We start from the raw sequence: 25,133 nt of genomic DNA, 5'->3' as shown, positions 1-25,133 counted from the left end.
GTACGAACGGGGCGGTCCTGCAGGATGCAGGCCGCCCCTCGCAACTTCGCTTCATTTAGTGCCGGAAGATGCCCGCGCGCAAGCGCGGGCTTCCGATCACTCGGCGGCTTCGGCGGCGGACGCGGTCAGCGTGACGCTGCCACCCGCCTTCTCGACCGCTTCCACAGCCGACTTGGAGGCGCCGGCCACGGTGAAGCTGACCTTCGTCGTCAGGGCGCCCTTGCCCAGAAGACGGACGCCGTCCTTCTTCACCTTGCCGGTGACACCCGCCGCTTCCAGCGCCACCGCATCGATGGTCTGGCTGGCGTCGAGCTTGCCGGCGTCGATGAACTTCTGGACCAGGCCCAGGTTCACGACCGAGTATTCCTTCGCGAAGATGTTGCGGAAACCGCGCTTCGGAAGGCGGCGGTGAAGGGGCATCTGGCCGCCTTCAAAGCCGTTGATGGCCACGCCGGTGCGCGAGGTCTGACCCTTGACGCCACGGCCGCCGGTCTTGCCCTTGCCCGAACCGATACCGCGGCCGACGCGCATGCGCTCCTTACGGGCACCGGGGTTGTCCCGGAGATCGTTCAGCTTCGTCATGGGTTCAGCCCTCGTTCTCGACGCGGACCAGGTGCGCGACCTTGGCGATCATGCCCCGCACGGCCGGAGTGTCCTCCAGTTCGCGGGTCCGGTGCAGCTTGTTGAGACCCAGACCGACCAGCGTCTCGCGCTGGTCGTGCTTACGACCGATCGGGCTGCCGGTCTGGGTGACGATGACGGTCTTCTTCTCGGCCATGATCAAGCCTCCTGCGCACCGGCGGCGCCGGTTTCACGCTTGCCGAGGATGTCGCTCACGCGACGGCCGCGGCGGGCGGCGACGCTGCGCGGGCTGGAAACCTGCGACAGCGCGTCGAAGGTCGCCTTGATCATGTTGTGCGGGTTGGAGGTGCCGATGGACTTCGTCACCACATCCTGCACACCCAGGGCCTCGAAGATCGCGCGCATCGGACCGCCGGCGATGATGCCGGTACCGGCCGGGGCGGTGCGCAACACGACCTTGCCGGCACCGAAGTGACCGTTGGAGTCATGGTGCAGCGTGCGGCCTTCGCGGAGCGGAACGCGGATCATGCCGCGCTTCGCCTGGTCGGTGGCCTTGCGGATCGCCTCCGGCACCTCACGGGCCTTGCCCGATCCGACGCCGACGCGGCCCTTGCCGTCACCGACCACCACCAGGGCGGCGAAGCCGAAGCGACGGCCACCCTTCACAACCTTGGCGACGCGGTTGATGCCGACGAGCTTTTCGATCAGCTCGCTCTCTTCCCGGTCGCGATCGCGCGGCTGCCGATCACGGTCGCTCCGCTCGCCTCTTTCACGTGCCATTTCGGAGCCTCCTTAGAACGACAGCCCGCCCTCGCGGGCGGCGTCAGCCAGGGCCTTGACCCGGCCGTGGTAAATGTAGCCACCACGGTCGAACACGACCTCGGTGACGCCCGCCGCCTTGGCGCGCTCAGCGATGAGCGCACCGATCTTCTGGGCAGCTTCGACGTTCCCACCGTGCTTGAGCTGCTCGCGCAGCTCCTTTTCCACGGACGAGGCCGAGGCGACCGTGCGGCCGTTCTCGTCGTCGATGATCTGGGCGTAGATGTGCAGATTGGACCGGAAAACCGAGAGGCGAGCCCGCCCGCCGGCCTTCTTGGCAATCTGCGCGCGCACGCGCTGCTTGCGGCGCTCGTGGAGTTGCTTTGGCTTGAGCATGGCGGACCTTACTTCTTCTTGCCTTCCTTGCGGATGAGCGTCTCGGTCTCGTACTTGATGCCCTTGCCCTTGTAGGGCTCCGGCTTCTTCCAACCACGGATCTCCGCGGCGACTTGACCGACCTTCTGCTTGTCGAAGCCCGACACCGAGATCGCCGTGGGCTTGTCACACTTGATGGTGATGCCCTCCGGGATCGGGTACTTGACGTCGTGCGAGTAGCCGAGCTGCATGACCAGCTCCTTGCCCTGCACGGCGGCACGGTAACCGACGCCGTTGATCTCGAGGTTGATGGTGAAGCCCTGGTTGACGCCCGTGACCATGTTGTTGATCAGGGTGCGCGAGGTTGCCCACATGACGCGGGCGCGCTTGCTGTCGTTCGCCGGGGCCACCACGACCTTGCCGTCTTCCAGCTTGGCCGTGATGTCGTCGATGAGGGTCAGGCTGAGCGAACCCAGCTTGCCCTTGGCCGACACCTGCTGGCCGTTGACGGAGACGTCAACACCAGCCGGAACCGGCACGGGATGCTTTCCAATGCGCGACATCGAAGGGTCCCCCTTAGAACACGCGGCAGAGGACTTCACCGCCGACGTTGGCGGCGCGGGCCTCATTGTCCGACATCACGCCGCGCGGCGTGGAGAGGATCGCGATGCCGAGGCCGTTGAAGACGCGGGGCAGATCGGTGATCTTCGAATAAACGCGGCGGCCGGGCTTCGACACACGGGCGATCTGCTTAATCACAGGCTCGCCTTCGTGATACTTCAGCTCGATCTTCAGGTTCTTGATGCCGGGGCGCAGCTCCTCCTCGGAGTAGCCGCGGATGTAACCCTCGCGCTTGAGAACCTCAAGCACGTTGCTGCGCAGCTTCGACGCCGGGCTCTGCACAACAGACATACGGGCGTGCTGACCGTTGCGAATGCGGGTCAGCATATCGCCGAGCGGATCGCTCAAAGACATTCTCCGACCCTCCTTACCAGCTCGACTTCACCATCCCCGGGATCTGGCCAGTCGAGGCCAGTTCACGGAGGGTGACGCGGGACAGCTTAAACTTGCGATAGAACGCCCGCGGACGGCCGGTCATTTCGCAGCGGTTGCGGATGCGCACCTTCGACGAGTTGCGCGGCATTTCGGCCAGCTTGAGGCGGGCGGCGAACTGCTCTTCCGGCGGGAGGGAGCGATCGGAGGCGATGGCCTTCAGGCGGGCACGCTTGTTGGCGAACTGCTTCACCAGCTTGGTGCGACGCTTGTTCTTCTCGATGGCACTGGTCTTAGCCATGGGGTCGTGCTCCAGCCAATCAGGCCACAAACGGCATGTCGAAGGCCTTCAGGAGGGCCTTGGCCTCCTTGTCGGTCTTCGCCGAGGTGACGAAAATGATGTCCATGCCGCGGATCTGATCGATCTTGTCGTAGTCGATCTCCGGGAAAATGATCTGCTCCTTCACGCCCATGGCATAGTTGCCACGGCCGTCGAAGCTGTTGCCGGGGATGCCGCGGAAGTCGCGGACACGCGGCAACGCGATCGTGACCAGGCGATCCAGGAACTCGTACATCCGCTCACGACGGAGCGTGACCTTGCACCCGATCGCCATGCCCTCACGCAGCTTGAACTGCGCGATCGACTTGCGGGACTTCGTGACGATCGGCTTCTGGCCGCTGATCGCCGTCAGTTCGCTCACCGCATTCTGGATCTTCTTGGAGTCGCCGACAGCCTCGCCGACACCCATGTTGATGACGATCTTCTCGATCCGCGGAACTTCCATATCGTTCGCGTAGCCGAACTCAGCCTTGAGCGCGGCGCGGATCTTGGAGTCGTACACTTCCTTCAAACGTGCAGCCATTGGTCCGGTCCTCACACGTCGATGACTTCGCCGGACCGCTTGGCGACACGCACCTTGCGGCCATCCTCAAGGATCTTGAAACCGACGCGAGTCGGCTTGCCGTCCTTGGGGTCGACATGAGCAACGTTCGAGACGTTGATGGGCGCCTCGAACTCAACGATGCCGCCCTGCGAGGTGGCGCTCGGACGCTGGTGCTTCTTCACCACGTTCACGCCCTGCACGACGACACGGTTTTCCGCCGGGATGACCTTGAGGACCTCACCGGTCTTCCCCTTGTCCTTACCGGCAAGGATGACGACCTTGTCCTTGGTCTTGATCTTCGCGGCCATCACAGCACCTCCGGCGCCAGCGAGATGATCTTCATGAACTTCTTGCCGCGAAGCTCACGAGTGACCGGCCCGAAGATACGCGTGCCGATCGGCTCGCCCTGCTTGTTGATCAGCACGGCGGCATTGCGGTCGAAACGGATCGCTGACCCGTCCTCCCGGCGCAGTTCCTTCGCGGTGCGGACGATGACGGCGCGATGCACGTCGCCCTTCTTGACGCGACCCTTCGGAATGGCCTCCTTGACCGAGACGACGATGACGTCGCCGACGGTGGCCACCTTCCGCTTGGACCCGCCAAGCACCTTGATGCACTGCACCCGGCGCGCCCCGCTATTGTCGGCGACTTCCAGGTTGGTTTGCATCTGGATCATGGTTTGTACCCTTCCGTTTACGCGGCGCCGCTAACGGCGGCGGACTCAAGCACGACCGTCCAGCGCTTGCGCTTGGAGATCGGGCGGCATTCGATGATCGAAACGGTATCGCCGACCTTGAACTGGTTGCCCTCGTCGTGGGCGGCGTACTTCTTCGACTGACGAATGAACTTCTTGTACACGGGGTGCATGACGCGGCGCTCGACCAGGACGATAACCGTCTTGTCGCCCTTGTCGCTGACCACCGTGCCCTGCAGAACGCGGCGAGGCATAGGTAGCCCTCCTTACTTGCCGGCTTCGGCCGAGCGCGAACGCTCGCCGAGGATCGTCTTGATGCGCGCGATGTCGCGACGCACCACCTGCACCCGCGCGGTGTTCTCCAGCTGGCCGGAGGCCCGCTGGAAACGCAGGTTGAACTGTTCCTTTTTGAGCTGGAGGAGCTGATCGTTCAGCTCCTCGTTGCTCTTCGCACGAACGTCGACGGGCTTCATGCCGCCACCTCCTCACCGCCGCCGAGGCGGGTTACCAGCTTGGTCTTGATCGGCAGCTTGGCGGCCGCCAGGGCGAACGCCTGCTTTGCCACATCCGCGGGCACGCCGTCCAGTTCAAACAGGATGCGGCCGGGATGAACGCGGGCCGCCCAGTACTCGGGCGTGCCCTTGCCGGAACCCATGCGGACTTCGGCGGGCTTGGTGGAGACCGGCAGGTCCGGGAACACGCGGATCCACACGCGGCCCTGACGCTTCATGGCGCGGGTGATCGCGCGGCGGGCCGCCTCGATCTGGCGGGCCGTGATGCGCTCCGGCTCCAGGGCCTTGAGGCCGAAGGAGCCGAAGTTCAGCTGGGTGCCGCCCTTCGCGTTGCCGTGGATGCGGCCCTTGTGGGCCTTGCGGTACTTGGTACGCTTCGGAGAAAGCATCGCTCGTGCCCCTTACTAGCGGTCGGCCCGCTCGGAGCGGTCACGGTCGCCGCGACCGCGGCCCCCACGCTCCTCACGGTCACCACGCTCGCGACGCTCGCGGCGCGGCTCGCCATCGGTCGACACCGGCTCGGTGCCCATGCGCTTGTCCTGGGCCATCGGGTCGTGCGCCATGATCTCGCCCTTGAAGACCCACACCTTGACACCGCAGGTGCCGTAGGTGGTCTTCGCGGTCGCGGTGCCATAGTCGATGTCCGCACGCAGGGTGTGCAGCGGAACGCGGCCCTCGCGGTACCACTCCAGGCGGGCGATCTCGGCGCCGCCGAGACGACCGGAGCAGTTGATCCGGATGCCCTGGGCGCCCAGACGCATGGCCGACTGGACCGCGCGCTTCATGGCGCGGCGGAAGGCGACACGGCGCTCGAGCTGGTTGGAGATGTTCTCGGCGATGAGCTTGGCATCGATCTCCGGCTTGCGGATCTCGATGATGTTCAGGCTCACCTCGCCGCCGGCCATCTTCGACAGCTCGGTGCGCAGCTTCTCGATGTCAGCGCCCTTCTTGCCGATCACCACACCCGGACGGGCCGAGTGGATGGTGACGCGGGCCTTCTTGGCCGGACGCTCGATGATGACGCGCGAGCAGCCGGCCTGCTGCAGGCGGCCCTGCAGATAGCCGCGCAGCTTCAGGTCCTGGTGCAGCAGGTTGGCGTAATCGCGCTTGGCGAACCAACGGCTGTCCCAGGTCCGGTTGATGCCGAGGCGCAGCCCGATCGGATTGACTTTCTGACCCATCTTACTCGGCCCCTTCGGCAGCGGCGGCGTCGCGCTCACGCACGATGATCGTCAGGTTGGAGAACAGCTTCTCGACCCGCGCGCCGCGGCCGCGAGCGCGAGCGTGGAAGCGCTTCATCACCAGGGCGCGGCCGACCGTCGCCGAGGAGACGTACAGGCGGTCCACATCGAGCTGATGGTTGTTCTCGGCGTTGGCGATCGCGGCCTGGAGGACCTTCTTCACCTCGCCGGCGATGCGGCGCTTGGAGAAGGTCAGCTCGGCCACGGCGCTGCTGGCATCCTTGTTCCGGATGAGCTGGGCGACGAGGTTCAGCTTGCGCGGGCTGGTGCGGATCATCGGATTGGAGGCGATCGCCTCGTTCTCCGCGATACGGCTGGGGTTGGAGGGCTTGCCCATGGCTTACTTCCTCTTCGCCTTCTTGTCCGCCGCGTGCCCGTAGAAGGTGCGCGTCGGAGCGAACTCACCGAACTTGTGGCCGATCATGTTCTCGGTCACCAGAACCGGCAGGAACTTGTGGCCATTGTACACGCCGAACGTGAGACCCACGAACTGCGGCAGGATCGTCGAGCGACGCGACCAGATCTTGATGATCTCGTTGCGGCCCGAAGCCCGCGACTTGTCCGCCTTCTTGAGCAGGTAGCCGTCGACGAACGGGCCCTTCCAAACGGAGCGTGCCATCGTCCGCCCTCCTTACTTCGAATGACGGCGGCGCAGGATCAGGCCATCCGTCTTCTTGTTGTGACGAGTCTTCTTGCCCTTGGTCGGCTTGCCCCACGGCGTGACCGGATGACGGCCACCCGAGGTGCGGCCTTCACCACCACCGTGCGGGTGGTCGATCGGGTTCATGGCGACACCACGGACGGACGGACGGATGCCCAGCCAACGGCTGCGACCGGCCTTGCCCTTGTTGGTGTTCATGTTGTCCGGGTTCGACACGGCACCCAGGGTGGCCATGCAGTCGCCGCGGACCACGCGAAGCTCGCCCGAGGGCAGCTTCAGCTGGGCGTAGCCACCGTCGCGGCCGACCAGCTGCAGGTAGGTGCCGGCCGAACGGGCCAGCTGACCGCCCTTGCCGGGCTTCAGCTCGACGTTGTGCAGCACCGAACCGACCGGGATGTTCTTCAGCGGCATGGCGTTGCCGGGCTTCACATCCACCTTCTCGCCGGCCACCACCGTGTCGCCCACCTTCAGACGCTGCGGCGCCAGAATGTAGGAGAGGGTGCCGTCCTCATACTTGATGAGGGCGATGAAGGCCGTACGGTTCGGATCGTACTCCAGGCGCTCGACGATCGCCGGGACGTTGAACTTGCGGCGCTTGAAGTCCACCAGACGGTAGACGCGCTTGTGACCGCCACCCATCCGGCGCGCGGTGATGCGGCCGGTGTTGTTGCGGCCGCCGGACTTGGTCAGGCCCTCGGTGAGGGTCTTGACCGGCTTGCCCTTCCACAGCTCCGAGCGGTCGACGATGACCAGCTGGCGGAGCGACGGCGTAATTGGGCGATATTGCTTCAGAGCCATCGGATCACACTCCCGCTCAGATGCCCGTGGTCACGTCGATCTTGTTCCCCTCGGCGAGGGTCACGACGGCCTTCTTGAAGTCCGAGCGACGGCCGATGGTCCCGCGGAAGCGCTTGGTCTTGCCCTTGGTAACCAGGGTGTTGACCGCCGTCACCTTCACGTTGAACAGCCCCTCGACAGCCGACTTGATCTCCGGCTTGGTCGCCGACAGCGGCACGCGGAACGTCACCTGATTGTGCTCCGACGCCATCGTCGACTTCTCGGTGATCACCGGAGCCAGGATGAGGTCGTACATCCGCTCCTGGCTCACCGCAGGTTTCGACTGCTTGCTCATTTCAGGCGAGCCTCCAGCTGCTCGACCGCGTTGCGGGTCAGGACCAGCGTATCGCGGCGAAGAATGTCGTAGACGTTGGCGCCCTGCTCCGGCAGCACGTCGATCAGCGGGATGTTGCGCGAGGCCCGAGCGAAGTTCTCGTTCAGGTTGGCGCCATCGATGATCAGAGCCGAGGTCAGGCCGAGCGAAGCGAGACGGACAGCCAGTTCCTTGGTCTTGTGGCTCTCGGCCGAAGCGGCGTCGAGGACCAGGAGCTTGCCTTCCGCGGCCTTAGTGGACAGCGCGGTCTTCAGGGCCAGCTTGCGGACCTTCTTGGTCAGGTCGTGCTCGTGCGAACGGACGACCGGGCCGAAGATGGTCGCGCCGCCACGGAACTGGGCGGAGCGCAGGGAGCCCTGACGGGCGCGGCCGGTGCCCTTCTGGCGGTACGGCTTCTTGCCGGTGCCGGAAATCTCGCTGACCGTCTTGGTCTTGTGGTTACCGGCGCGGCGCTTGGCCAGCTGCCAGTTGACCATGCGGGCCAGGATGTCCGTGCGGGACGGAAGGCCGAAGATCTCGTCAGCCAGCTCGATCTCGCCGACGGTCTCGTTGTTCAGGTTCTTAATGGTCGCCTTCATGGCCATCACTCCTGCGGCTCGGCGGCGGCTTCAGCGGCCGGCGCAGCCTTGATCCCGGCGGGGAACGGCAGACCTTCCGGAGCCTTCTTCTTCACCGCGTCGCGGATGCGGAGCCAAGCCCCCTCGGCGCCCGGAACGGCACCCTTGAGGAAGATCAGACCGCGGTCCTCATCGACCGACACGACCTTCAGGTTCAGAACCGTGACCTTCTCGTCGCCGAGATGACCGGCCATCTTCTTGTTCTTGAAGACCTTGCCGGGGTCCTGGCGGTTACCCGTCGAACCGTGCGAGCGGTGCGACACCGACACGCCGTGCGTCGCGCGCAGACCACCGAAGTTCCAGCGCTTCATCGCACCGGCAAAGCCCTTACCGATGGAAGTGCCGGTGACGTCGACGAACTGGCCCGGGAGGAAATGCGCAGCCGAGAGCTCGGCGCCGACCTCGATCAGCGCGTCGGCATCGACGCGGAACTCGACCAGCTTGCGCTTGGGCTCGACGCGCGCCTTGGCGAAATGCCCGCGCTGCGGCTTCGTGACGTTCTTCACCTTGATGGCGCCTGCGCCGAGCTGGACGGCGGTGTAGCCATCCTTGTCCTCGGTGCGGACGGCGACGACCTGGCAGCTGTCGACTTTCAGCACAGTCACCGGCACGTGCTGCCCGTCGTCCGTGAAGACGCGGGTCATGCCGACTTTCTGCGCGATCAAACCGGATCGCATTGTTCTTTATCTCCTGACCAGGGACATCCTCAGAGGGAGAGGTCCCTCAACAGCAACGAATTAGAGCTTGATCTCGACGTCCACACCGGCAGCGAGGTCGAGCTTCATCAGCGCGTCCACCGTCTGCGGCGTCGGATCGACGATGTCGAGCAGACGCTTGTGGGTGCGGATTTCGAACTGCTCGCGCGACTTCTTGTCGACGTGCGGCGAGCGGTTCACCGTAAACTTCTCGATCTGCGTCGGCAGCGGGATCGGGCCCCGCACCCGAGCACCGGTCCGCTTGGCGGTGTTGACGATCTCGCTGGTCGACTGGTCGAGCACGCGATGATCGAACGCCTTCAAGCGGATGCGGATGTTCTGGCTGTCCATGTCCAAACGTCCCTTGCACCTCGTTTCGGTGGCGCGACTGCGCCACCGGCACCCAAAAACTGTCCCCCGGGGACCCGCGGCGGCAGGCGACCCTGCGCCGGCTCACCGAAGCGGTGGGCGGCGGTTCGTCTGTCCGATCTGACGGCCGATACGAAAAAGAACATCCCCCGCATCGCAATGCGGATGGATGTTCCTGGCAGCAACCGGTGCAAGTGGAGCTTGCGGTGCCGTTCGTGATCGGGCTGCGTCTAGGCCGGACGTGCCTACTACCAACCCAAATTCCAGAGGGCGTAACGTGTATGCCCTGGGCGCCCCGGTGTCAACCCACATTTTCCCCCTTGTGACAGGAGGGTGACGGGATCGGCCCGGTTCGGCGCGTCACGCCGCTTTTTCGCGGATCGGCCATGCAAAAGGGGGCCGACCCGCGGGTCGGCCCCCTCTCACAAAACGCGACCTTACTTGATGATCGAGGCGACGACGCCGGCGCCGACGGTCCGACCACCCTCGCGGATGGCGAAGCGCAGACCCTCGTCCATGGCGATCGGAGCGATCAGCTCGACTTCCATGGAGATGTTGTCGCCCGGCATCACCATCTCGGTGCCTTCCGGCAGCTTCACCATGCCCGTCACGTCGGTCGTGCGGAAGTAGAACTGCGGACGGTAGTTGGTGAAGAACGGCGTGTGACGGCCACCCTCTTCCTTCGTCAGGATGTAGGCCTCGGCCTTGAAGGTGGTGTGCGGCGTGATGCTGCCCGGCTTGGCCAGAACCTGGCCGCGCTCGACGTCCTCACGCTTGGTGCCGCGCAGCAGCGCGCCGATGTTGTCGCCGGCCTCACCCGAGTCGAGCAGCTTGCGGAACATCTCGACGCCGGTCACGGTGGTCTTGACCGTCGCCTTCAGGCCGACGATCTCGACTTCCTCGCCGACCTTGACGATGCCGCGCTCGACGCGGCCGGTCACCACGGTGCCGCGGCCCGAGATCGAGAAAACGTCCTCGATCGGCATCAGGAACGGACGATCCTTCGGACGCTCCGGCTGCGGGATGTACTGGTCGACCTCGGCCATCAGCTTGAGGATGGCGTCACGGCCGATCTCCGGCGAACGGTCCTCCAGAGCGCACAGCGCCGAGCCCTTGACGATCGGAATGTCGTCGCCCGGGAACTGGTAGGAGGACAGCAGCTCGCGCACCTCCATCTCGACCAGCTCGAGCAGCTCCGGATCGTCGACCATGTCGACCTTGTTCATGAACACCACCAGCGCCGGCACGCCGACCTGGCGGGCCAGCAGGATGTGCTCGCGGGTCTGCGGCATCGGGCCGTCGGCGGCCGACACGACCAGGATCGCGCCGTCCATCTGCGCGGCGCCCGTGATCATGTTCTTCACGTAGTCGGCGTGGCCCGGGCAATCGACGTGGGCGTAGTGGCGGTTGGTCGTCTCGTACTCGACGTGCGCCGTCGAGATCGTGATGCCACGGGCCTTCTCTTCCGGCGCCTTGTCGATCTGGTCGTAGGCGGTGAAGGTCGCGCCGCCGCTCTCGGCCAGCACCTTCGTGATCGCCGCCGTCAGCGACGTCTTGCCGTGGTCGACGTGGCCGATCGTGCCGATGTTGCAGTGCGGCTTGTTCCGCTCGAACTTTGCCTTCGCCATGGTGTGTGCTCTCCGTCTCTTTGTCGTTCCAGCGGTTTCAGGCCATCCTGGCGCGGATGGTCTCCGCAATCGTCTGCGGCACCGGCTCGTGGTGGTCGAACTGCATCGTGTACTGCGCGCGCCCCTGACTCATCGAGCGCAGGGTGTTCACATAACCGAACATCGACGCCAGTGGAACCATCGCCAGGATCGAGCGGGCGTTGCCACGCTGGTCCATGGCGGTGATCTGGCCACGGCGGCTGTTCAGGTCCCCGATGATGTCGCCCATGTAGTCTTCGGGCGTCACCACCTCAACCCTCATGATCGGCTCCAGAAGCATCGGGCCGGCCTTCTGCATGCCCTCGCGGAAGGCCGCGCGGGTCGCGATCTCGAAGGCGAGCACCGAGGAGTCGACGTCGTGGAAGGCGCCGTCGACCAGCGCGACCTTGACGTCGATCACCGGGAAGCCGGCCACCACACCGGCATGCAGCGAGGCGTCCAGCCCCTTCTGCACGCCCGGTATGAACTCCTTGGGCACCGCACCGCCGACGACCTTGTTCTGGAAGACGAAGCCGCTGCCGGCGGGCTGCGGCTCGAAGACCAGCTTCACACGGGCGAACTGGCCGGTGCCTCCGGTCTGCTTCTTGTGGGTGTAATCGATCTCGGCGGTCTTGGTGATGGTCTCGCGATACGCCACCTGCGGCGCCCCGACGTTCGCATCCACCTTGAACTCCCGCTTCATGCGGTCGACGATGATCTCAAGATGCAGTTCGCCCATGCCCTTGATGATCGTCTGACCGCTTTCGTGGTCGACGGCCACGCGGAAGGACGGGTCCTCCTGGGCAAGGCGGGACAGAGCCATGCTCATCTTTTCTTGGTCGGCCTTGGACTTCGGCTCGACGGCCACCTCGATGACCGGTTCCGGAAACTCCATCCGTTCCAGGACGATGGGCTTGGCGGGATCACACAGCGTGTCGCCGGTCGTCGTGCCCTTCAGCGCGGTCACGGCGACGATGTCGCCGGCATAGGCCGCGTCGATATCCTCCCGGCTGTTGGCGTGCATCAGCAGCATGCGGCCGATGCGCTCCTTCTCATCCTTGCCGGGGTTCAGCACGGCGGTGCCGGAGGCGACGGTGCCGGAATAGACGCGCACGAAGGTCAGCGTCCCGACGACCGGATCGTTCATGATCTTGAAGGCGAGCGCGGAGAAGGGAGCGGCATCGTCCGGTGCGCGCTCCTCCGCCTCTGGACCGCCGACACGGTGCCCTCGGACCGCCCCGACGTCCACCGGGGCCGGCAGATAGTCCACCACAGCGTCCAGCATCGGCTGGATGCCCTTGTTCTTGAAAGCGGAACCGCAGAGGACCGGCACGAAGCGCAGGTCGACGGTGCCCTTGCGGATGCAGGCCTTGAGCGTTTCCTCGGACGGCTCCTGACCGGACTCGAGATAGGCCTCCATGGCCGCGTCGTCGAGTTCCAGGACGGCGTCGAGCAGCGCCTGCCGATGGCGGGCCGCGTCGTCCTTCAAGGCGTCCGGAATGTCGGTGTAATAGAATTCGGCGCCCAGCGTCTCTTCCTTCCAGACGATGGCGCGCATGGCGACCAGATCGACGACGCCGACAAAGCTGGCCTCGGACCCGATCGGAAGCTGGAGAACGAGCGGGAAAGCGCCCAGCCGTTCCTTCATCATGGCAACGCAGCGGAAGAAGTCCGCGCCGGTGCGGTCGAGCTTGTTGACGAAACACATGCGGGGCACGCCGTACTTGTCGGCCTGCCGCCACACGGTCTCGGACTGAGGCTCCACCCCCGCCACGGAATCGAACACCGCGACGGCACCGTCGAGCACGCGCAAGCTGCGTTCGACTTCGATGGTGAAGTCGACGTGGCCCGGCGTGTCGATGATGTTGATGCGGTGATCGCGCCAGAAGCAGGTCGTGGCCGCGGAGGTGATGGTGATGCCCCGTTCCTGTTCCTGCTCCATCCAATCCATCACCGCGGTGCCCTCGTGCACCTCGCCGATTTTGTACGACTTTCCAGTGTAGTACAAAATCCGTTCGGTGGTCGTGGTCTTCCCGGCATCGATGTGAGCCATGATGCCGATGTTGCGGTAACGGTTCAGAGGATGGGAACGGGGCATGACAAGCACCTGGGCCGGTGGGTGCCTTACCAGCGGTAGTGCGAGAAGGCCTTGTTGGCTTCCGCCATACGATGGGTGTCTTCGCGCTTCTTCACGGCGGTGCCACGCTGGTTGGCGGCATCCAGCAGTTCACCCGACAGACGCTCGGTCATGGTGTTTTCCGAGCGGGCGCGGGCGGCGCCGATGAGCCAGCGGATGGCCAGGGCCTGGGCGCGGTCCGTGCGGACCTCGACCGGAACCTGATAGGTGGCGCCACCGACGCGACGCGAACGCACCTCGAGGTGCGGCTTCACGTTCAGCAGGGCGTCGTGGAAGACCTGAACCGGCTCGTTCTTGGTCTTGGCCTCGATGCGGCTGAGCGCGCCGTAAACAATGCGCTCGGCGGCGGACTTCTTGCCGTCCAGCATCAGGCAGTTCATGAACTTGGTCAGGACGCGGTCGCCATACTTGGCGTCCGGCAGGACCTCACGCTTCTCGGCGCGACGACGACGGGACATCGTGAATACTCCTTACTTCGGACGCTTCGCGCCGTACTTCGAACGACGCTGCTTACGGTCCTTCACGCCCTGGGTATCGAGCGTGCCGCGGATGATGTGGTAGCGAACGCCGGGAAGATCCTTCACACGGCCGCCGCGGATCATAACCACCGAGTGTTCCTGGAGGTTATGGCCTTCACCGGGGATGTAGGAGGTCACTTCGAAGCCGTTCGTCAGGCGAACGCGGGCGACCTTACGCAGAGCCGAGTTCGGCTTCTTCGGCGTGGTCGTGTAGACGCGGGTGCAGACGCCACGCTTCTGCGGGCACGCCTCCATCGCGGGAACCTTATTGCGCGCGGCCAAGGGCTCGCGCGGCTTACGGATCAACTGGTTGATCGTCGGCATATCTGCCTTTCATCCCTTCAGGTCACTCGGCCGGCGGAGCCGGACCGATTGGAAAATCGCCCGGCGATGCCGGACGATGCAAAAGCCCGCCTGCGAAGCCTGAAGGGCTTCGAGCGGGCCCAATGATCGAACGCCGCCGGATCGGTCCGAAGTGGACCTGTCGTTTGGCTATGTCGCTTGGGTTCATCCGGATGCCGGGTGGGATGGACGGAAGACCTTCCCGAGGCTCCTTTTGAAGTTCGCGGACTATATGGGTCCGCCGGGAACCCGTCAAGCGCGCAGATGACCGTTTGTCGTGCGCTTCGACGACGTTTCTGCGTCAACCGGAGGGGGCCGACCGGCGGCGGCGCAACGCCTCGGCGCCCGCCTCCACCGCGGCAGCCCGCGCGTCGAGCATCGGGCGCATCCGGGCGAGAAGATCGGCCGTCACTCCCTCCCCCGCCGCTTCCGGCGAACCGGCGTCGAAGGGCGGCTTCGGGTCGTACTCGATGGAAAGCTGGATGAGCTTCGCGGCCGGCTCACCGAACAGCTCGGCGACGATGCGCAGCGCCACGTCGATTCCCGCGGTCACGCCGCCGCCGGTGAACAGCGTGCCGTCCACGACCACGCGCTCCGCCACCGGCGTGGCACCGAAGGCGGCGAGGAAGTCGCGGGAGGCCCAGTGCGTGCCCGCCCGCTTGCCCTCCAGCAGCCCGGCGGCGCCGAGCACCAGGGAGCCTGTGCAGATCCCCGAGAGATAGCGGGTGCCGGACGCCCGCTCCGCCAGGAAGGTCAGGACCTCCCCGTCGGTCAGCAGCGCGTTGATGCCGCCGCCGCCAGGCACCAGGAGGAGATCGAGCGGCGGGGCGTCGGCCAGGGTCGCCGTGGGGAGGATGGTCAGGCCGGTGTCGGAGCGCACCGGATCGAGCGTCTTCCACAGCAGATGGACCTGGGCGCCGGGCACGCGGGCCAGCACTTCGTAGGGACCGGTGAGGTCGAGCTGCGTGACGTTGGGAAACAGCAGCAGGCCGAAGCTGGGCGCGTTCTCGGTCATAGCGGTGGCTCCGATGCGTGGCGTGGACGATCCTAAACCCGGTGGAACAAACGAGAAAGGGGCGCGTCCCCTGCGGAACACGCCCCCTGCCCTACCCTATGCGCCGAAGCCTGAGGCTCCGGACCCTCAGGCCGCGGTGCTCTCGCCCGGATGCGGCAAGGCCGGAGCCTCGCCGTCGCCGGTCTCGCCCTCCGCCAGGGCGCGGTCGCGCTCGGCGGCGATCTGCTTCAGGCGGTTGACGACCGAGCCCGTGCCCGCCGGGATCAGGCGGCCGACGATCACGTTCTCCTTCAGGCCTTCCAGGTTGTCGGTCTTGCCCGACACCGCCGCCTCGGTGAGGACGCGGGTGGTTTCCTGGAACGACGCGGCGGAGATGAAGGACCGGGTCTGCAGCGACGCCTTGGTGATGCCCTGCAGGACCGGGTGGCCGGCGGCCGGCTTCAGCCCCTCGCCGACGGTCTTCTCGTTCTCCTCGTCGAACTCCTGACGGTCGACCTGCTCGCCCACCAGGAAGGTGGTCTCACCGGCGTCGGTGATCTCGACCTTCTGCAGCATCTGGCGGACGATCACCTCGATGTGCTTGTCATTGATCTTCACGCCCTGCAGTCGATAGACGTCCTGGATCTCGTTGATGAGGTAGTTGGCCAGAGCCTCCACACCCATCACCGACAGGATGTCGTGCGGCACCGGGTTGCCGTCCATCAGCAGGTCGCCGCGCTGGACATAGTCACCCTCCTGCACGGAGATGTGCTTGCCCTTCGGGATCAGATACTCGCGCTCATCCCCCGTCTCGTCGTTGCGGACGACGATGCGGCGCTTGGTCTTGTAGTCCTTGCCGAACTCGACGCGGCCGTCGAGGTCCGAGATGATCGCGAAGTCCTTCGGACGGCGCGCTTCGAACAGCTCGGCCACGCGCGGCAGACCGCCCGTGATGTCGCGGGTCTTGGACGACTCGCGCGGGATACGCGCCAGCACGTCGCCGGCCCGGACATGGGCGCCGTTCTCGACCGAGAGGATGGCGTCCACCGACATGAAGTAGCGGGCTTCCAGACCATTGGCGAGCGTGATGATCTCGCCCCGCTCGTCGCGCAGCGTGATGCGCGGCTTCAGATCCGCACCACGCGGCTGCTGGCGCCAGTCCACCACGACCTTCGACGAGATGCCGGTCGCCTCGTCCATCACCTCGCGCATGGAGATGCCTTCCACGAGGTCCACATAGTGGGCGGTGCCCTCGCGCTCGGTGATGATCGGCAGGGTGTAGGGGTCCCACTCGGCCAGCTTCTGGCCGCGCTCGACCTTCACGCCCTCGTCCGCCAGCAGCTTCGCACCGTACGGGACGCGGTGACGCGCCCGCTCGCGGCCCTGCTCGTCGAGCAGGATCACCTCGGTGCTGCGGCCCATGACCACCGGGATGTTGGACGAGTTGATGACGACGTTGCGGTTGTGGATCCGCACCGTGGCGTCGAACGCCGCCTCCACCTGGCTCTGCTCCGCACCGCGCTGCGCCGCGCCACCGATGTGGAACGTGCGCATGGTGAGCTGCGTGCCCGGCTCGCCGATCGACTGGGCGGCGATGACGCCGACGGCCTCGCCGACGTTCACCAGTGTGCCGCGGGCCAGATCGCGGCCGTAGCACTTGGCGCAGACACCGTCCTTGGTCTCGCAGGTCAGGACCGAACGGATCATGACGCTGTCGATGCCCGAACGCTCGATGCGGTCCACCGTGGGCTCGTCGATCAGGCCGGCGTTCGGCACGATCAGCTCGCCGTTCAGCGGATCGATCAGGTCGCCCACCACCGTGCGGCCGAGGATGCGGTCGCCCAGCGGGGAGATGACCTCGCCGCCGTCGATCACCGCCTTGACGGTGATGCCCTTGTCGGTGCCGCAATCCGTCTCGACGATGATGGCGTCCTGGGCCACGTCGACGAGACGACGGGTCAGGTAACCGGAGTTCGCCGTCTTCAAGGCGGTGTCGGCCAGGCCCTTGCGGGCGCCGTGGGTGGAGTTGAAGTACTCCAGCACGGTCAGGCCTTCCTTGAAGTTCGAGATGATCGGCGTCTCGATGATCTCGCCCGACGGCTTGGCCATCAGGCCGCGCATGCCCGCCAGCTGGCGGATCTGGGCGGCCGAGCCACGCGCACCGGAGTGGGCCATCATATAGACCGAGTTCACCGGCTTGCCGGGGGCGGTGTCGGAGATGACCTTCATCATCTCCGTCGCCACCTTCTCGGTGCATTCCGACCAGACGTCGACGACCTTGTTGTACTTCTCGCCCTGGGTGATCAGGCCGTCGAGATACTGCTGCTCGAACTCCTTCACCCGCTCCTTGCTGTCGTTGACCAGCTTCTTCTTCGCCTCGGGGATGACCATGTCATCCTTGCCGAAGGAGATGCCGGCGCGGCAGGCGTGGCCGAAGCCGAGCTTCATCAGGCGGTCGGCGAAGATCACCGTCTCCTTCTGACCGCAATGGCGGTAGACGGCATCGATGACGTTGCCGACGTCCTTCTTGGTCAGCAGGCGGTTGATCAACGAGAAGGGCACCGCCGGGTTGCGCGGCAGGATCTCGGACAGCAGCATGCGGCCCGGAGTCGTCTCCACGATGGAGATCTTCTCGTCGCCGTTCTCGTCCACGCCCTTGTAACGCGCCTTCACCTTGGCGTGCAGCGTCACGACCTTGGCGTCCAGCGCCTGCTCGATCTCGCCGACGTTGGCGAAGGTCATGCCCTCGCCCTTCTCGCCCGGCCGGTCCATCGTGATGTAGTAGAGACCCAGCACGATGTCCTGCGACGGCACGATGATCGGCTTGCCGTTGGCGGGCGACAGGATGTTGTTGGTCGACATCATCAGGACGCGCGCTTCCAACTGGGCCTCGAGGCTCAGCGGGACGTGCACGGCCATCTGGTCGCCGTCGAAGTCCGCGTTGAAGGCGGTGCAGACCAGCGGGTGGAGCTGAATCGCCTTGCCTTCGATCAGCGTCGGCTCGAAGGCCTGGATGCCCAAGCGGTGCAGCGTCGGCGCGCGGTTCAGCATCACCGGATGCTCGCGGATGACCTCTTCCAGGATGTCCCACACCTCGGGACGCTCCTTCTCGACCATCCGCTTGGCGGCCTTGATGGTCGAGGCGAGGCCGTACAGCTCCAGCTTCGCGTAGATGAAGGGCTTGAACAGCTCCAGCGCCATCTTCTTCGGCAGGCCGCACTGGTGCAGCTTCAGCTCCGGACCGACCACGATGACCGAACGGCCCGAGTAGTCGACGCGCTTGCCGAGAAGGTTCTGGCGGAAGCGGCCCTGCTTGCCCTTCAGCATGTCGGACAGCGACTTCAGCGGACGCTTGTTGGCGCCGGTGATGACGCGGCCGCGGCGGCCGTTGTCGAACAGCGCGTCGACGGCCTCCTGCAGCATGCGCTTCTCGTTGCGGACGATGATGTCCGGCGCCTTCAGTTCGATCAGCCGCTTCAGACGGTTGTTGCGGTTGATGACGCGGCGGTAGAGGTCGTTCAGGTCGGAGGTCGCAAAGCGGCCGCCGTCCAGCGGGACGAGCGGGCGCAGCTCCGGCGGGATCACCGGAATGACTTCCAGGATCATCCATTCCGGACGCGACTGCGACGACAGGAAGGCGTCGATCAGCTTCAGGCGCTTCACGAGCTTCTTGCGCTTGGCCTCGGACGAGGTGTCCCGCAGCTCCTCGCGGCAGGTCTTCTTCTCCTCCTCCATGTCCAGCGCCGACAGCATGATGCGCAGCGCCTCGGCACCGATGGAGGCGGTGAAGGCGTCCTCGCCGTACTCGTCCTGGGCGGAGACGAACTCCTCCTCGCTGAGCAGCTGGTGCAGCTTCAGCGGCGTCAGGCCGGGCTCGATGACGACGTAGTTCTCGAAATAGAGGATGCGCTCCAGATCCTTCAGCGTCATGTCGAGCAGCAGACCGATGCGGCTCGGCAGGGACTTCAGGAACCAGATGTGCGCGACCGGCGAGGCCAGCTCGATGTGGCCCATGCGCTCGCGCCGGACCTTCGACAGCGTGACCTCGACGCCGCACTTCTCGCAGATGATGCCGCGGTACTTCATGCGCTTGTACTTGCCGCACAAGCACTCGTAGTCCTTGATCGGGCCGAAGATGCGGGCGCAGAACAGGCCGTCGCGCTCAGGCTTGAAAGTGCGATAGTTGATGGTTTCCGGCTTCTTGATCTCGCCGAACGACCAGGACCGGATGCGCTCGGGGCTCGCGATCTGGATGCGGATCTGATCGAAGCTCTGGGGACCCTGGACCTGGCCGAAAATATTCATCAACTCGTTCATGACCGTCTCCCGCTGGCAGCGCCGCGTTGTCGGTTAAGGGCAGTTCCCGCCGGAAGGGGCCAACATGGCCCCTCCTCCGGCGGGTTCAAGTCTCTTGGGCTCAGTACGACCGCTGGTTCAGCTCGACGTTCAGGCCGAGGGAGCGCAGCTCCTTGACCAGAACGTTGAAGGACTCAGGGATGCCCGCCTCGAAGTTGTCGTCGCCGCGGACGATCGCCTCGTAGACCTTGGTGCGGCCGGACACGTCGTCCGACTTGACCGTGAGCATTTCCTGCAGCGTGTAGGCGGCGCCGTAGGCTTCGAGCGCCCACACTTCCATCTCACCGAACCGCTGTCCGCCGAACTGGGCCTTACCGCCGAGCGGCTGCTGGGTGACCAGCGAGTACGGACCGATCGAGCGCGCGTGGATCTTGTCGTCCACGAGGTGGTGCAGCTTCAGCATGTAGATGTAGCCGACGGTCACCTTGCGGTCGAAGGCCTCGCCGGTGCGGCCGTCGATCAGTGTGACCTGACCGGAGCGGTCCAGACCCGCCTTCTCCAGCTGCTGGCAGATGTCCTCCTCGCGCGCGCCGTCGAAGACCGGCGTGGCGAAGGGGACGCCCTTGCGCAGGTTGCCGCCCAGCTCCAGCAGCTCGCCCTCGGTCATGTCGGCGATCTGGTCGTCGTAGACCTTCTGGCCGTAGGCTTCCTTCAGCGTGATGCGCAGCCCGTCCATGGTCTGGGCGGCGTCGCCGCGGCCCTTCATGGCGAGACGGTACTGGTCGATGGCGCGGCCGATCTGCTTGCCGAGGCCGGCCGAGGCCCAGCCCAGGTGGGTCTCCAGGATCTGACCGATGTTCATGCGCGACGGCACGCCCAGCGGGTTCAGCACCAGATCGACCGGCTGGCCGTCTTCCAGGTACGGCATGTCCTCCTGCGGCAGGATGCGGGAGACCACACCCTTGTTGCCGTGGCGGCCGGCCATCTTGTCGCCCGGCTGCAGCTTGCGCTTCACCGCGACGAAGACCTTGACCATCTTCATCACGCCCGGCGGCAGCTCGTCGCCGCGCTGCAGCTTCTCGACCTTGTTCTCGAAGCGGTTCTGCAGCGCCTGGATCGAATCATCGAAGACCTTGCCCAGGCTCTCCACCGTCTCCATCACCTGCTCGTCGGCGATGGAGATCTGGCGCCACTGGCCCTTGGTCAGGTTCGCCAGTTCGGCATCGGTGAGCACCGTGCCGGCCCGCATGCCCTTCGGCCCGGACTGGGCGGTCTGGCCGAGGATGACCTCCTTCAGGCGGGTGTAGAAGCTGCGCTCCAGGATCGCGCGCTCGTCGTCGCGGTCCTTGGCCAGCTTCTCGATCTCGGCGCGCTCGATCGCCAGGGCGCGCTCGTCCTTGTCGACGCCGCGGCGGCTGAACACGCGGACCTCGACGATCGTCCCGGCGACGCCCGGCGGCAGCCGCAGCGAGGTGTCGCGGACGTCGGACGCCTTCTCGCCGAAGATGGCGCGCAGCAGCTTCTCTTCCGGCGTCATCGGGCTCTCGCCCTTCGGCGTCACCTTGCCGACCAGAATGTCGCCCGGACGGACCTCGGCGCCGATGTAGACGATGCCGGCCTCGTCGAGGTTCTTGAGGGCTTCCTCACCGACGTTCGGAATGTCGCGGGTGATTTCCTCCTGGCCCAGCTTGGTGTCGCGGGCCATGACCTCGAACTCCTCGATGTGGATCGAGGTGAAGACGTCATCCTTGACGATGCGCTCGTTGATGAGGATCGAGTCCTCGAAGTTGTAGCCGTTCCACGGCATGAAGGCGACGAGCACGTTGCGGCCCAGCGCCAGCTCGCCCAGCTCCGTCGAGGGGCCGTCGGCGATGATGTCGCCGGCCGCCACGCGGTCGCCCACCTTCACCAGCGGACGCTGGGTGATGCAGGTGTTCTGGTTGGAACGCTGGAACTTCAGCAGGTTGTAGATGTCCACGCCCGGCGCCGTGGCGTCGGACGAGTCGGTCGCCCGGACCACGATGCGGGTCGCGTCGATCTGGTCGACGATGCCCTTGCGCTTGGCGACGATGGTCACGCCGGAGTCACGGGCGACCGTGGCCTCCATGCCCGTGCCGACCAGCGGCGCGTCGGCCTTGACCAGCGGCACCGCCTGACGCTGCATGTTCGAGCCCATCAGCGCGCGGTTCGCGTCGTCGTTCTCAAGGAACGGGATCAGCGCCGCGGCGACGGAGACGAGCTGCTTCGGCGACACGTCGATCAGGTCGATGGCCTCCGGGCGGAACATCAGGTACTCGCCGCCCTGCCGGCACGACACGAGGTCGGCGGCGAAGCGGTTGTCCGCGTCCAGTTCGGCGTTCGCCTGGGCGACGACGTAGCGGCCCTCCTCCATGGCGGAGAGGTAGACCACCTCGTCGGTGACGATGCTATCGCGCACCTTGCGGTACGGGCTCTCGATGAAGCCGTACTGGTTCACGCGGGCGTAGGTCGCCAGCGAGTTGATCAGACCGATGTTCGGACCTTCGGGCGTCTCAATCGGGCAGATGCGGCCGTAGTGCGTCGGGTGCACGTCGCGCACCTCGAAGCCGGCGCGCTCGCGGGTCAGACCGCCCGGCCCGAGGGCCGAGAGACGACGCTTGTGCGTGATCTCGGACAGCGGGTTGGTCTGGTCCATGAACTGCGAGAGCTGCGAGGAGCCGAAGAACTCGCGCACCGCCGCCGCCGCCGGCTTGGCGTTGATCAGGTCGTGCGGCATGACCGTGTCGATCTCGACCGAGCTCATGCGCTCGCGGATCGCGCGCTCCATGCGCAGCAGCCCGACGCGGTACTGGTTCTCCATCAGCTCGCCGACCGAGCGGACGCGGCGGTTGCCGAGATGGTCGATGTCGTCGATCTCGCCGCGGCCGTCCTTCAGGTTCACCAGAACCTTGAGGATCGACATGATGTCCTGCTTGCGCAGGACACGGACGCTGTCCTCGGTCTGGAAGTTCAGGCGCGCGTTCATCTTGACGCGGCCCACCGCCGACAGGTCGTAGCGCTCGCTGTCGAAGAACAGGCCGGCGAACAGCGCCTCGGCCGACTCCAGGGTCGGCGGCTCGCCCGGACGCATGACGCGGTAGATGTCGATCAGCGCGTCCTCGCGGGACGCGTTGCGGTCGGCCGCCATCGTGTTGCGGATGTAGGCGCCGACGTTCAGGTGGTCGATCGCCAGCACCGGCAGCTCGTCGACGCCGGCCTTCTCCAGCTTGTCGAGGTCGCTGGCCGACAATTCGTCACCGGCTTCGAACAGGACTTCGCCGGTCCGCTCGTTGATGATGTCGACAGCGAGGTAGCGGCCGGTCAGCTCCTCGGTGGAGACGAGCTGCTCGGCGAGGCCGCCCTCGACCAGCTTCTTGATCAGGCGCGGCGTCATCTTGGTGCCGGCCTCGGCGACGACCTGGCCGGAGGCCGCGTCCACGAGGTCGGAGGCGACCTTCACGCCCTTCATGCGTTCGGCGTTGAAGGGGGTCTTCCAGCCGCCCGACGCACGGGTGTAGGTGATGGTGTCGTAGAAGAAATTGAGGATTTCTTCCTTCGCCATGCCCTGCGCCTCGTAGGGCAGCAGGTCCTTCTTCTGCGCCTTCCGCTCGGCGCGCAGCGCCTCGGTCTCCGCGCCGTCCAGGGCGAACAGCAGCGTGGTGGCCGGCAGCTTGCGGCGGCGGTCGATGCGCACGTAGACAAGGTCCTTGGCGTCGAACTCGAAGTCCAGCCAGGAGCCGCGGTACGGGATCACGCGGGCGGCGAAGAGATACTTGCCCGACGAGTGGGTCTTGCCCTTGTCATGGTCGAAGAAGACGCCCGGGCTGCGGTGCATCTGCGAGACGATGACGCGCTCGGTGCCGTTGATGATGAAGGTGCCGTTGGCCGTCATCAGGGGCATGTCGCCCATGTAGACGTCCTGCTCCTTGATGTCGCGGATCGAGCGCAGCCCCGTGTCCTCTTCGACGTCGAAGACGGAGAGGCGCAGGGTCACCTTCAGCGGGGCGGCGAAGGTCATGCCGCGCTGCTGGCACTCCTCGACGTCATACTTGGGCTGCTCAAGCTCGTACTTCACGAAGTCGAGGACGGCGCGGTCGGAGAAGTCCTTGATCGGGAACACCGACCGGAACACCTCCTGCAGACCCAGGTTGGCCCGCTTCTCCGGCGGGACGTCCATTTGCAGGAAGTGGTCGTAGGAGCTGCGCTGCACCTCGATGAGGTTGGGCATCTGGGTGACTTCCGGGATGCGCCCGAAGCTCTTCCGAACACGCTTTCGACCCGTAAAGGATTTGGCCATGGATGTCCCCAAACGTCAGAATCGTGAGTACGCTCGACCAGAAGCACGCGAACCAGGGTGCTCGCCGCGACGCGGCGATGATCGCGCGGCCCGCCCCTTATTCAGGGACGGAAAGAGCCGGACCGGGAAACCCGGTCCGGTGGAAGGCAGAAAACGCCGTGCGGCGGCAGGCCCCCTCGGGGACCGGCCGCCGTCCGGCGTGGATATGTCTTATCCGTCGCAGCAAGACGGTCTTACTTAATATCGACCTTGGCGCCGGCCTCTTCAAGCTGCTTCTTGATCTTGGCGGCCTCGTCCTTCGACACGGCCTCCTTGACGGGCTTCGGGGCGCCTTCGACCAGGTCCTTGGCTTCCTTCAGGCCCAGGCCGGTGATGGCGCGGACTTCCTTGATCACGTTGATCTTCTTGTCGCCGGCGTCGGCGAGGATCACGTTGAACTCGGTCTGCTCTTCGACCGGGGCGGCGGCGGCGGCCGGACCGGCGGCGGCAACGGCCACCGGAGCGGCGGCGGAGACGCCCCACTTCTCTTCCAGCAGCTTCGACAGCTCGGCGGCCTCGATGACGGTCAGGGCCGAGAGATCGTCGACCAGCTTCTGCAGATCAGCCATTTTAATGCTCCAACAACTCGATGTTCTGGGATGGGTAGACAGCTAGACGGGTGCGGCTCAGGCCGCCTCGTCCTTCTTCGCGTAGGCCGCCAGCACACGGGCGACCTGGCCGCCCGGAGCCTGGAGAACGCCGGCGATGCGGGTCGCCGGGGTCTGGATCATGCCCACGAGCTTGGCGCGCAGTTCGTCCAGCGACGGGAGCGTGGCGAGAGCCTTCACTCCCTCCACGTCGAGGATCTGGTCGCCGAGAGCGGCACCGACGATCTTCAGCTTCTCGTTGGTCTTCGCGTAGTCGGCCACCACCTTGGCGGCCGCGACGGGATCCTTCGAGTAAGCGATCGCGGTCGGTCCCTTGAAGAGACCGTCCAGACCTTCGAACTGCGTGCCCTGAAGGGCGCGGCGGGCGAGCCGGTTCTTCGTCACCTTGAAGCTCGCGCCCGCGGCCCGAATCTTGCCACGCAGGTCGGTGACTTCCGCCACCGTCAGGCCCAGATGGTGGGTGACCACCACCAGGCCCGTGTCCTGGAGCTTCGACTGCAGGTCCGCGATCGTCGCTTCTTTTTGTGTACGATCCACGGATCGCCTCCTTGCACAGAGGTTTACGAGGGACCCCTCTCCTTGCGGTCGGAGGCCCCGGCGAACCTGTCCCAGAAGTTCGAGCCGTTCCTGAACCGCGGGCAAGCCCGCGTGGTTAACGGTTCAACTCCTGTCTGCTCTGGCGGGT

30 protein-coding genes are annotated in these 25,133 nt (G+C 65.6%); all 30 read right to left on the bottom strand.

Features of this window, described 5'->3' with window-relative positions; translation table 11 throughout:
• Nucleotides 1–96 precede the first annotated feature (96 nt).
• Nucleotides 97–582, bottom strand: a complete 486-nt coding sequence (gene rplO / locus DS837_RS02040; protein ID WP_149163196.1) for a 50S ribosomal protein L15 — start codon at nucleotides 580–582, stop codon at nucleotides 97–99.
• A 4-nt stretch (nucleotides 583–586) separates the two neighbouring features.
• Nucleotides 587–778 carry a 50S ribosomal protein L30 gene (gene rpmD / locus DS837_RS02035; RefSeq protein ID WP_014241022.1) on the bottom strand — a complete coding sequence of 64 codons (192 nt, stop codon included), beginning with the start codon at nucleotides 776–778 and terminating at the stop codon, nucleotides 587–589.
• 2 nt (nucleotides 779–780) lie between these two features.
• Nucleotides 781–1,362, bottom strand: coding sequence for a 30S ribosomal protein S5 (rpsE, locus tag DS837_RS02030; RefSeq protein ID WP_035675037.1), 582 nt, complete (start codon nucleotides 1,360–1,362; stop codon nucleotides 781–783).
• Between the two features lie 12 nt (nucleotides 1,363–1,374).
• A complete protein-coding gene (gene rplR, locus DS837_RS02025) occupies nucleotides 1,375–1,737 on the bottom strand; it encodes a 50S ribosomal protein L18 (RefSeq protein ID WP_014241024.1) in 363 nt (120 codons plus the stop codon).
• Between the two features lie 8 nt (nucleotides 1,738–1,745).
• The gene (gene rplF, locus DS837_RS02020; RefSeq protein ID WP_014241025.1) at nucleotides 1,746–2,279 is read right to left on the bottom strand and encodes a 50S ribosomal protein L6; all 534 of its coding nucleotides are present in this window, start codon (nucleotides 2,277–2,279) and stop codon (nucleotides 1,746–1,748) included.
• Between the two features lie 13 nt (nucleotides 2,280–2,292).
• Nucleotides 2,293–2,691: a 30S ribosomal protein S8 gene (gene rpsH, locus DS837_RS02015; RefSeq protein ID WP_035675041.1), complete on the bottom strand. Its 399-nt coding sequence runs from the start codon at nucleotides 2,689–2,691 to the stop codon at nucleotides 2,293–2,295.
• A gap of 13 nt (nucleotides 2,692–2,704) precedes the next feature.
• Nucleotides 2,705–3,010 carry a 30S ribosomal protein S14 gene (rpsN, locus tag DS837_RS02010; protein WP_014241026.1) on the bottom strand — a complete coding sequence of 102 codons (306 nt, stop codon included), beginning with the start codon at nucleotides 3,008–3,010 and terminating at the stop codon, nucleotides 2,705–2,707.
• A 19-nt stretch (nucleotides 3,011–3,029) separates the two neighbouring features.
• The gene (gene rplE, locus DS837_RS02005) at nucleotides 3,030–3,572 is read right to left on the bottom strand and encodes a 50S ribosomal protein L5 (protein ID WP_035675042.1); all 543 of its coding nucleotides are present in this window, start codon (nucleotides 3,570–3,572) and stop codon (nucleotides 3,030–3,032) included.
• A gap of 11 nt (nucleotides 3,573–3,583) precedes the next feature.
• Nucleotides 3,584–3,904 (bottom strand): 50S ribosomal protein L24, encoded by a 321-nt coding sequence (gene rplX / locus DS837_RS02000; RefSeq protein WP_109070628.1) that lies wholly within the window; start codon nucleotides 3,902–3,904, stop codon nucleotides 3,584–3,586.
• A complete protein-coding gene (rplN, locus tag DS837_RS01995) occupies nucleotides 3,901–4,269 on the bottom strand; it encodes a 50S ribosomal protein L14 (protein ID WP_012973215.1) in 369 nt (122 codons plus the stop codon). Before rplN ends, rplX begins: the two co-directional genes overlap by 4 nt.
• A gap of 17 nt (nucleotides 4,270–4,286) precedes the next feature.
• Complete coding sequence (rpsQ, locus tag DS837_RS01990; RefSeq protein WP_014241029.1) at nucleotides 4,287–4,541, bottom strand: 30S ribosomal protein S17; 255 nt, start codon at nucleotides 4,539–4,541, stop codon at nucleotides 4,287–4,289.
• A 12-nt stretch (nucleotides 4,542–4,553) separates the two neighbouring features.
• Nucleotides 4,554–4,760, bottom strand: coding sequence for a 50S ribosomal protein L29 (gene rpmC / locus DS837_RS01985; RefSeq protein ID WP_145626350.1), 207 nt, complete (start codon nucleotides 4,758–4,760; stop codon nucleotides 4,554–4,556).
• Nucleotides 4,757–5,188: a 50S ribosomal protein L16 gene (gene rplP / locus DS837_RS01980; RefSeq protein ID WP_014241031.1), complete on the bottom strand. Its 432-nt coding sequence runs from the start codon at nucleotides 5,186–5,188 to the stop codon at nucleotides 4,757–4,759. The genes rpmC and rplP overlap by 4 nt, the downstream gene beginning before the upstream one ends.
• Nucleotides 5,189–5,203: 15 nt before the next feature.
• A complete protein-coding gene (rpsC, locus tag DS837_RS01975) occupies nucleotides 5,204–5,980 on the bottom strand; it encodes a 30S ribosomal protein S3 (protein WP_014241032.1) in 777 nt (258 codons plus the stop codon).
• Between the two features lies 1 nt (nucleotide 5,981).
• On the bottom strand, nucleotides 5,982–6,377 hold the full coding sequence (gene rplV / locus DS837_RS01970; protein ID WP_014241033.1) for a 50S ribosomal protein L22: 396 nt from the start codon (nucleotides 6,375–6,377) through the stop codon (nucleotides 5,982–5,984).
• A gap of 3 nt (nucleotides 6,378–6,380) precedes the next feature.
• Nucleotides 6,381–6,659, bottom strand: coding sequence for a 30S ribosomal protein S19 (gene rpsS, locus DS837_RS01965; RefSeq protein ID WP_014241034.1), 279 nt, complete (start codon nucleotides 6,657–6,659; stop codon nucleotides 6,381–6,383).
• Nucleotides 6,660–6,671: 12 nt separating this feature from the next.
• A complete protein-coding gene (gene rplB / locus DS837_RS01960; protein ID WP_149163195.1) occupies nucleotides 6,672–7,499 on the bottom strand; it encodes a 50S ribosomal protein L2 in 828 nt (275 codons plus the stop codon).
• A 16-nt stretch (nucleotides 7,500–7,515) separates the two neighbouring features.
• Nucleotides 7,516–7,833, bottom strand: a complete 318-nt coding sequence (locus tag DS837_RS01955) for a 50S ribosomal protein L23 (protein ID WP_035675048.1) — start codon at nucleotides 7,831–7,833, stop codon at nucleotides 7,516–7,518.
• Nucleotides 7,830–8,450 carry a 50S ribosomal protein L4 gene (rplD, locus tag DS837_RS01950; protein WP_149163194.1) on the bottom strand — a complete coding sequence of 207 codons (621 nt, stop codon included), beginning with the start codon at nucleotides 8,448–8,450 and terminating at the stop codon, nucleotides 7,830–7,832. The genes DS837_RS01955 and rplD overlap by 4 nt, the downstream gene beginning before the upstream one ends.
• 5 nt (nucleotides 8,451–8,455) lie before the next feature.
• Entirely contained in the window at nucleotides 8,456–9,166 is a 711-nt protein-coding gene (gene rplC, locus DS837_RS01945; RefSeq protein ID WP_145626347.1) for a 50S ribosomal protein L3, read from the bottom strand.
• A 60-nt stretch (nucleotides 9,167–9,226) separates the two neighbouring features.
• Nucleotides 9,227–9,535 carry a 30S ribosomal protein S10 gene (gene rpsJ / locus DS837_RS01940; protein ID WP_014241039.1) on the bottom strand — a complete coding sequence of 103 codons (309 nt, stop codon included), beginning with the start codon at nucleotides 9,533–9,535 and terminating at the stop codon, nucleotides 9,227–9,229.
• Nucleotides 9,536–9,990: 455 nt separating this feature from the next.
• Nucleotides 9,991–11,181, bottom strand: a complete 1,191-nt coding sequence (gene tuf, locus DS837_RS01935) for an elongation factor Tu (protein WP_035675071.1) — start codon at nucleotides 11,179–11,181, stop codon at nucleotides 9,991–9,993.
• A gap of 37 nt (nucleotides 11,182–11,218) precedes the next feature.
• A complete protein-coding gene (gene fusA, locus DS837_RS01930) occupies nucleotides 11,219–13,297 on the bottom strand; it encodes an elongation factor G (RefSeq protein ID WP_149163193.1) in 2,079 nt (692 codons plus the stop codon).
• Between the two features lie 26 nt (nucleotides 13,298–13,323).
• Nucleotides 13,324–13,794 carry a 30S ribosomal protein S7 gene (gene rpsG / locus DS837_RS01925; protein ID WP_014241043.1) on the bottom strand — a complete coding sequence of 157 codons (471 nt, stop codon included), beginning with the start codon at nucleotides 13,792–13,794 and terminating at the stop codon, nucleotides 13,324–13,326.
• A gap of 12 nt (nucleotides 13,795–13,806) precedes the next feature.
• A complete protein-coding gene (rpsL, locus tag DS837_RS01920) occupies nucleotides 13,807–14,178 on the bottom strand; it encodes a 30S ribosomal protein S12 (protein ID WP_012973201.1) in 372 nt (123 codons plus the stop codon).
• A 319-nt stretch (nucleotides 14,179–14,497) separates the two neighbouring features.
• The gene (locus DS837_RS01915) at nucleotides 14,498–15,211 is read right to left on the bottom strand and encodes a DJ-1/PfpI family protein (RefSeq protein ID WP_149163192.1); all 714 of its coding nucleotides are present in this window, start codon (nucleotides 15,209–15,211) and stop codon (nucleotides 14,498–14,500) included.
• A gap of 126 nt (nucleotides 15,212–15,337) precedes the next feature.
• Nucleotides 15,338–19,507 (bottom strand): DNA-directed RNA polymerase subunit beta', encoded by a 4,170-nt coding sequence (gene rpoC / locus DS837_RS01910; RefSeq protein ID WP_145691127.1) that lies wholly within the window; start codon nucleotides 19,505–19,507, stop codon nucleotides 15,338–15,340.
• A 100-nt stretch (nucleotides 19,508–19,607) separates the two neighbouring features.
• Nucleotides 19,608–23,801 (bottom strand): DNA-directed RNA polymerase subunit beta, encoded by a 4,194-nt coding sequence (gene rpoB / locus DS837_RS01905; protein WP_149163191.1) that lies wholly within the window; start codon nucleotides 23,799–23,801, stop codon nucleotides 19,608–19,610.
• Between the two features lie 233 nt (nucleotides 23,802–24,034).
• The gene (gene rplL / locus DS837_RS01900) at nucleotides 24,035–24,409 is read right to left on the bottom strand and encodes a 50S ribosomal protein L7/L12 (protein WP_035675064.1); all 375 of its coding nucleotides are present in this window, start codon (nucleotides 24,407–24,409) and stop codon (nucleotides 24,035–24,037) included.
• A 57-nt stretch (nucleotides 24,410–24,466) separates the two neighbouring features.
• Nucleotides 24,467–24,985: a 50S ribosomal protein L10 gene (gene rplJ / locus DS837_RS01895; RefSeq protein ID WP_109469261.1), complete on the bottom strand. Its 519-nt coding sequence runs from the start codon at nucleotides 24,983–24,985 to the stop codon at nucleotides 24,467–24,469.
• Between the last annotated feature and the right edge of the window lie 148 nt (nucleotides 24,986–25,133).

Origin of the sequence: Azospirillum brasilense, assembly GCF_008365405.1 — a bacterium.
Classification (GTDB): domain Bacteria; phylum Pseudomonadota; class Alphaproteobacteria; order Azospirillales; family Azospirillaceae; genus Azospirillum; species Azospirillum brasilense_D.
The sequence above is the reverse complement of the archived record's forward strand: the minus strand, read 5'-3'. Positions and strand labels throughout refer to the sequence as shown.

What these genes read in the sequence shown, in the direction of transcription:
- rpoC (WP_145691127.1), bottom strand. Translation starts at nt 19,507, where the DNA reads ATGAACGAGTTGATGAATATTTTCGGCCAGGTCCAGGGTCCCCAGAGC.
- rpsS (WP_014241034.1), bottom strand. Translation starts at nt 6,659, where the DNA reads ATGGCACGCTCCGTTTGGAAGGGCCCGTTCGTCGACGGCTACCTGCTC.
- rpsH (WP_035675041.1), bottom strand. Translation starts at nt 2,691, where the DNA reads ATGTCTTTGAGCGATCCGCTCGGCGATATGCTGACCCGCATTCGCAAC.
- rplD (WP_149163194.1), bottom strand. Translation starts at nt 8,450, where the DNA reads ATGAAGGCGACCATTAAGAACCTGAACAACGAGACCGTCGGCGAGATC.
- rpsN (WP_014241026.1), bottom strand. Translation starts at nt 3,010, where the DNA reads ATGGCTAAGACCAGTGCCATCGAGAAGAACAAGCGTCGCACCAAGCTG.
- rpmC (WP_145626350.1), bottom strand. Translation starts at nt 4,760, where the DNA reads ATGAAGCCCGTCGACGTTCGTGCGAAGAGCAACGAGGAGCTGAACGAT.
- tuf (WP_035675071.1), bottom strand. Translation starts at nt 11,181, where the DNA reads ATGGCGAAGGCAAAGTTCGAGCGGAACAAGCCGCACTGCAACATCGGC.
- rplN (WP_012973215.1), bottom strand. Translation starts at nt 4,269, where the DNA reads ATGATCCAGATGCAAACCAACCTGGAAGTCGCCGACAATAGCGGGGCG.
- rplE (WP_035675042.1), bottom strand. Translation starts at nt 3,572, where the DNA reads ATGGCTGCACGTTTGAAGGAAGTGTACGACTCCAAGATCCGCGCCGCG.
- rpsJ (WP_014241039.1), bottom strand. Translation starts at nt 9,535, where the DNA reads ATGGACAGCCAGAACATCCGCATCCGCTTGAAGGCGTTCGATCATCGC.
- rpsE (WP_035675037.1), bottom strand. Translation starts at nt 1,362, where the DNA reads ATGGCACGTGAAAGAGGCGAGCGGAGCGACCGTGATCGGCAGCCGCGC.
- rplR (WP_014241024.1), bottom strand. Translation starts at nt 1,737, where the DNA reads ATGCTCAAGCCAAAGCAACTCCACGAGCGCCGCAAGCAGCGCGTGCGC.
- DS837_RS01915 (WP_149163192.1), bottom strand. Translation starts at nt 15,211, where the DNA reads ATGACCGAGAACGCGCCCAGCTTCGGCCTGCTGCTGTTTCCCAACGTC.
- rpmD (WP_014241022.1), bottom strand. Translation starts at nt 778, where the DNA reads ATGGCCGAGAAGAAGACCGTCATCGTCACCCAGACCGGCAGCCCGATC.
- rplF (WP_014241025.1), bottom strand. Translation starts at nt 2,279, where the DNA reads ATGTCGCGCATTGGAAAGCATCCCGTGCCGGTTCCGGCTGGTGTTGAC.
- rpoB (WP_149163191.1), bottom strand. Translation starts at nt 23,801, where the DNA reads ATGGCCAAATCCTTTACGGGTCGAAAGCGTGTTCGGAAGAGCTTCGGG.
- rpsL (WP_012973201.1), bottom strand. Translation starts at nt 14,178, where the DNA reads ATGCCGACGATCAACCAGTTGATCCGTAAGCCGCGCGAGCCCTTGGCC.
- fusA (WP_149163193.1), bottom strand. Translation starts at nt 13,297, where the DNA reads ATGCCCCGTTCCCATCCTCTGAACCGTTACCGCAACATCGGCATCATG.
- rplL (WP_035675064.1), bottom strand. Translation starts at nt 24,409, where the DNA reads ATGGCTGATCTGCAGAAGCTGGTCGACGATCTCTCGGCCCTGACCGTC.
- rpsC (WP_014241032.1), bottom strand. Translation starts at nt 5,980, where the DNA reads ATGGGTCAGAAAGTCAATCCGATCGGGCTGCGCCTCGGCATCAACCGG.
- rplC (WP_145626347.1), bottom strand. Translation starts at nt 9,166, where the DNA reads ATGCGATCCGGTTTGATCGCGCAGAAAGTCGGCATGACCCGCGTCTTC.
- rplO (WP_149163196.1), bottom strand. Translation starts at nt 582, where the DNA reads ATGACGAAGCTGAACGATCTCCGGGACAACCCCGGTGCCCGTAAGGAG.
- rplV (WP_014241033.1), bottom strand. Translation starts at nt 6,377, where the DNA reads ATGGGCAAGCCCTCCAACCCCAGCCGTATCGCGGAGAACGAGGCGATC.
- rplB (WP_149163195.1), bottom strand. Translation starts at nt 7,499, where the DNA reads ATGGCTCTGAAGCAATATCGCCCAATTACGCCGTCGCTCCGCCAGCTG.
- DS837_RS01955 (WP_035675048.1), bottom strand. Translation starts at nt 7,833, where the DNA reads ATGAGCAAGCAGTCGAAACCTGCGGTGAGCCAGGAGCGGATGTACGAC.
- rplP (WP_014241031.1), bottom strand. Translation starts at nt 5,188, where the DNA reads ATGCTTTCTCCGAAGCGTACCAAGTACCGCAAGGCCCACAAGGGCCGC.
- rpsQ (WP_014241029.1), bottom strand. Translation starts at nt 4,541, where the DNA reads ATGCCTCGCCGCGTTCTGCAGGGCACGGTGGTCAGCGACAAGGGCGAC.
- rpsG (WP_014241043.1), bottom strand. Translation starts at nt 13,794, where the DNA reads ATGTCCCGTCGTCGTCGCGCCGAGAAGCGTGAGGTCCTGCCGGACGCC.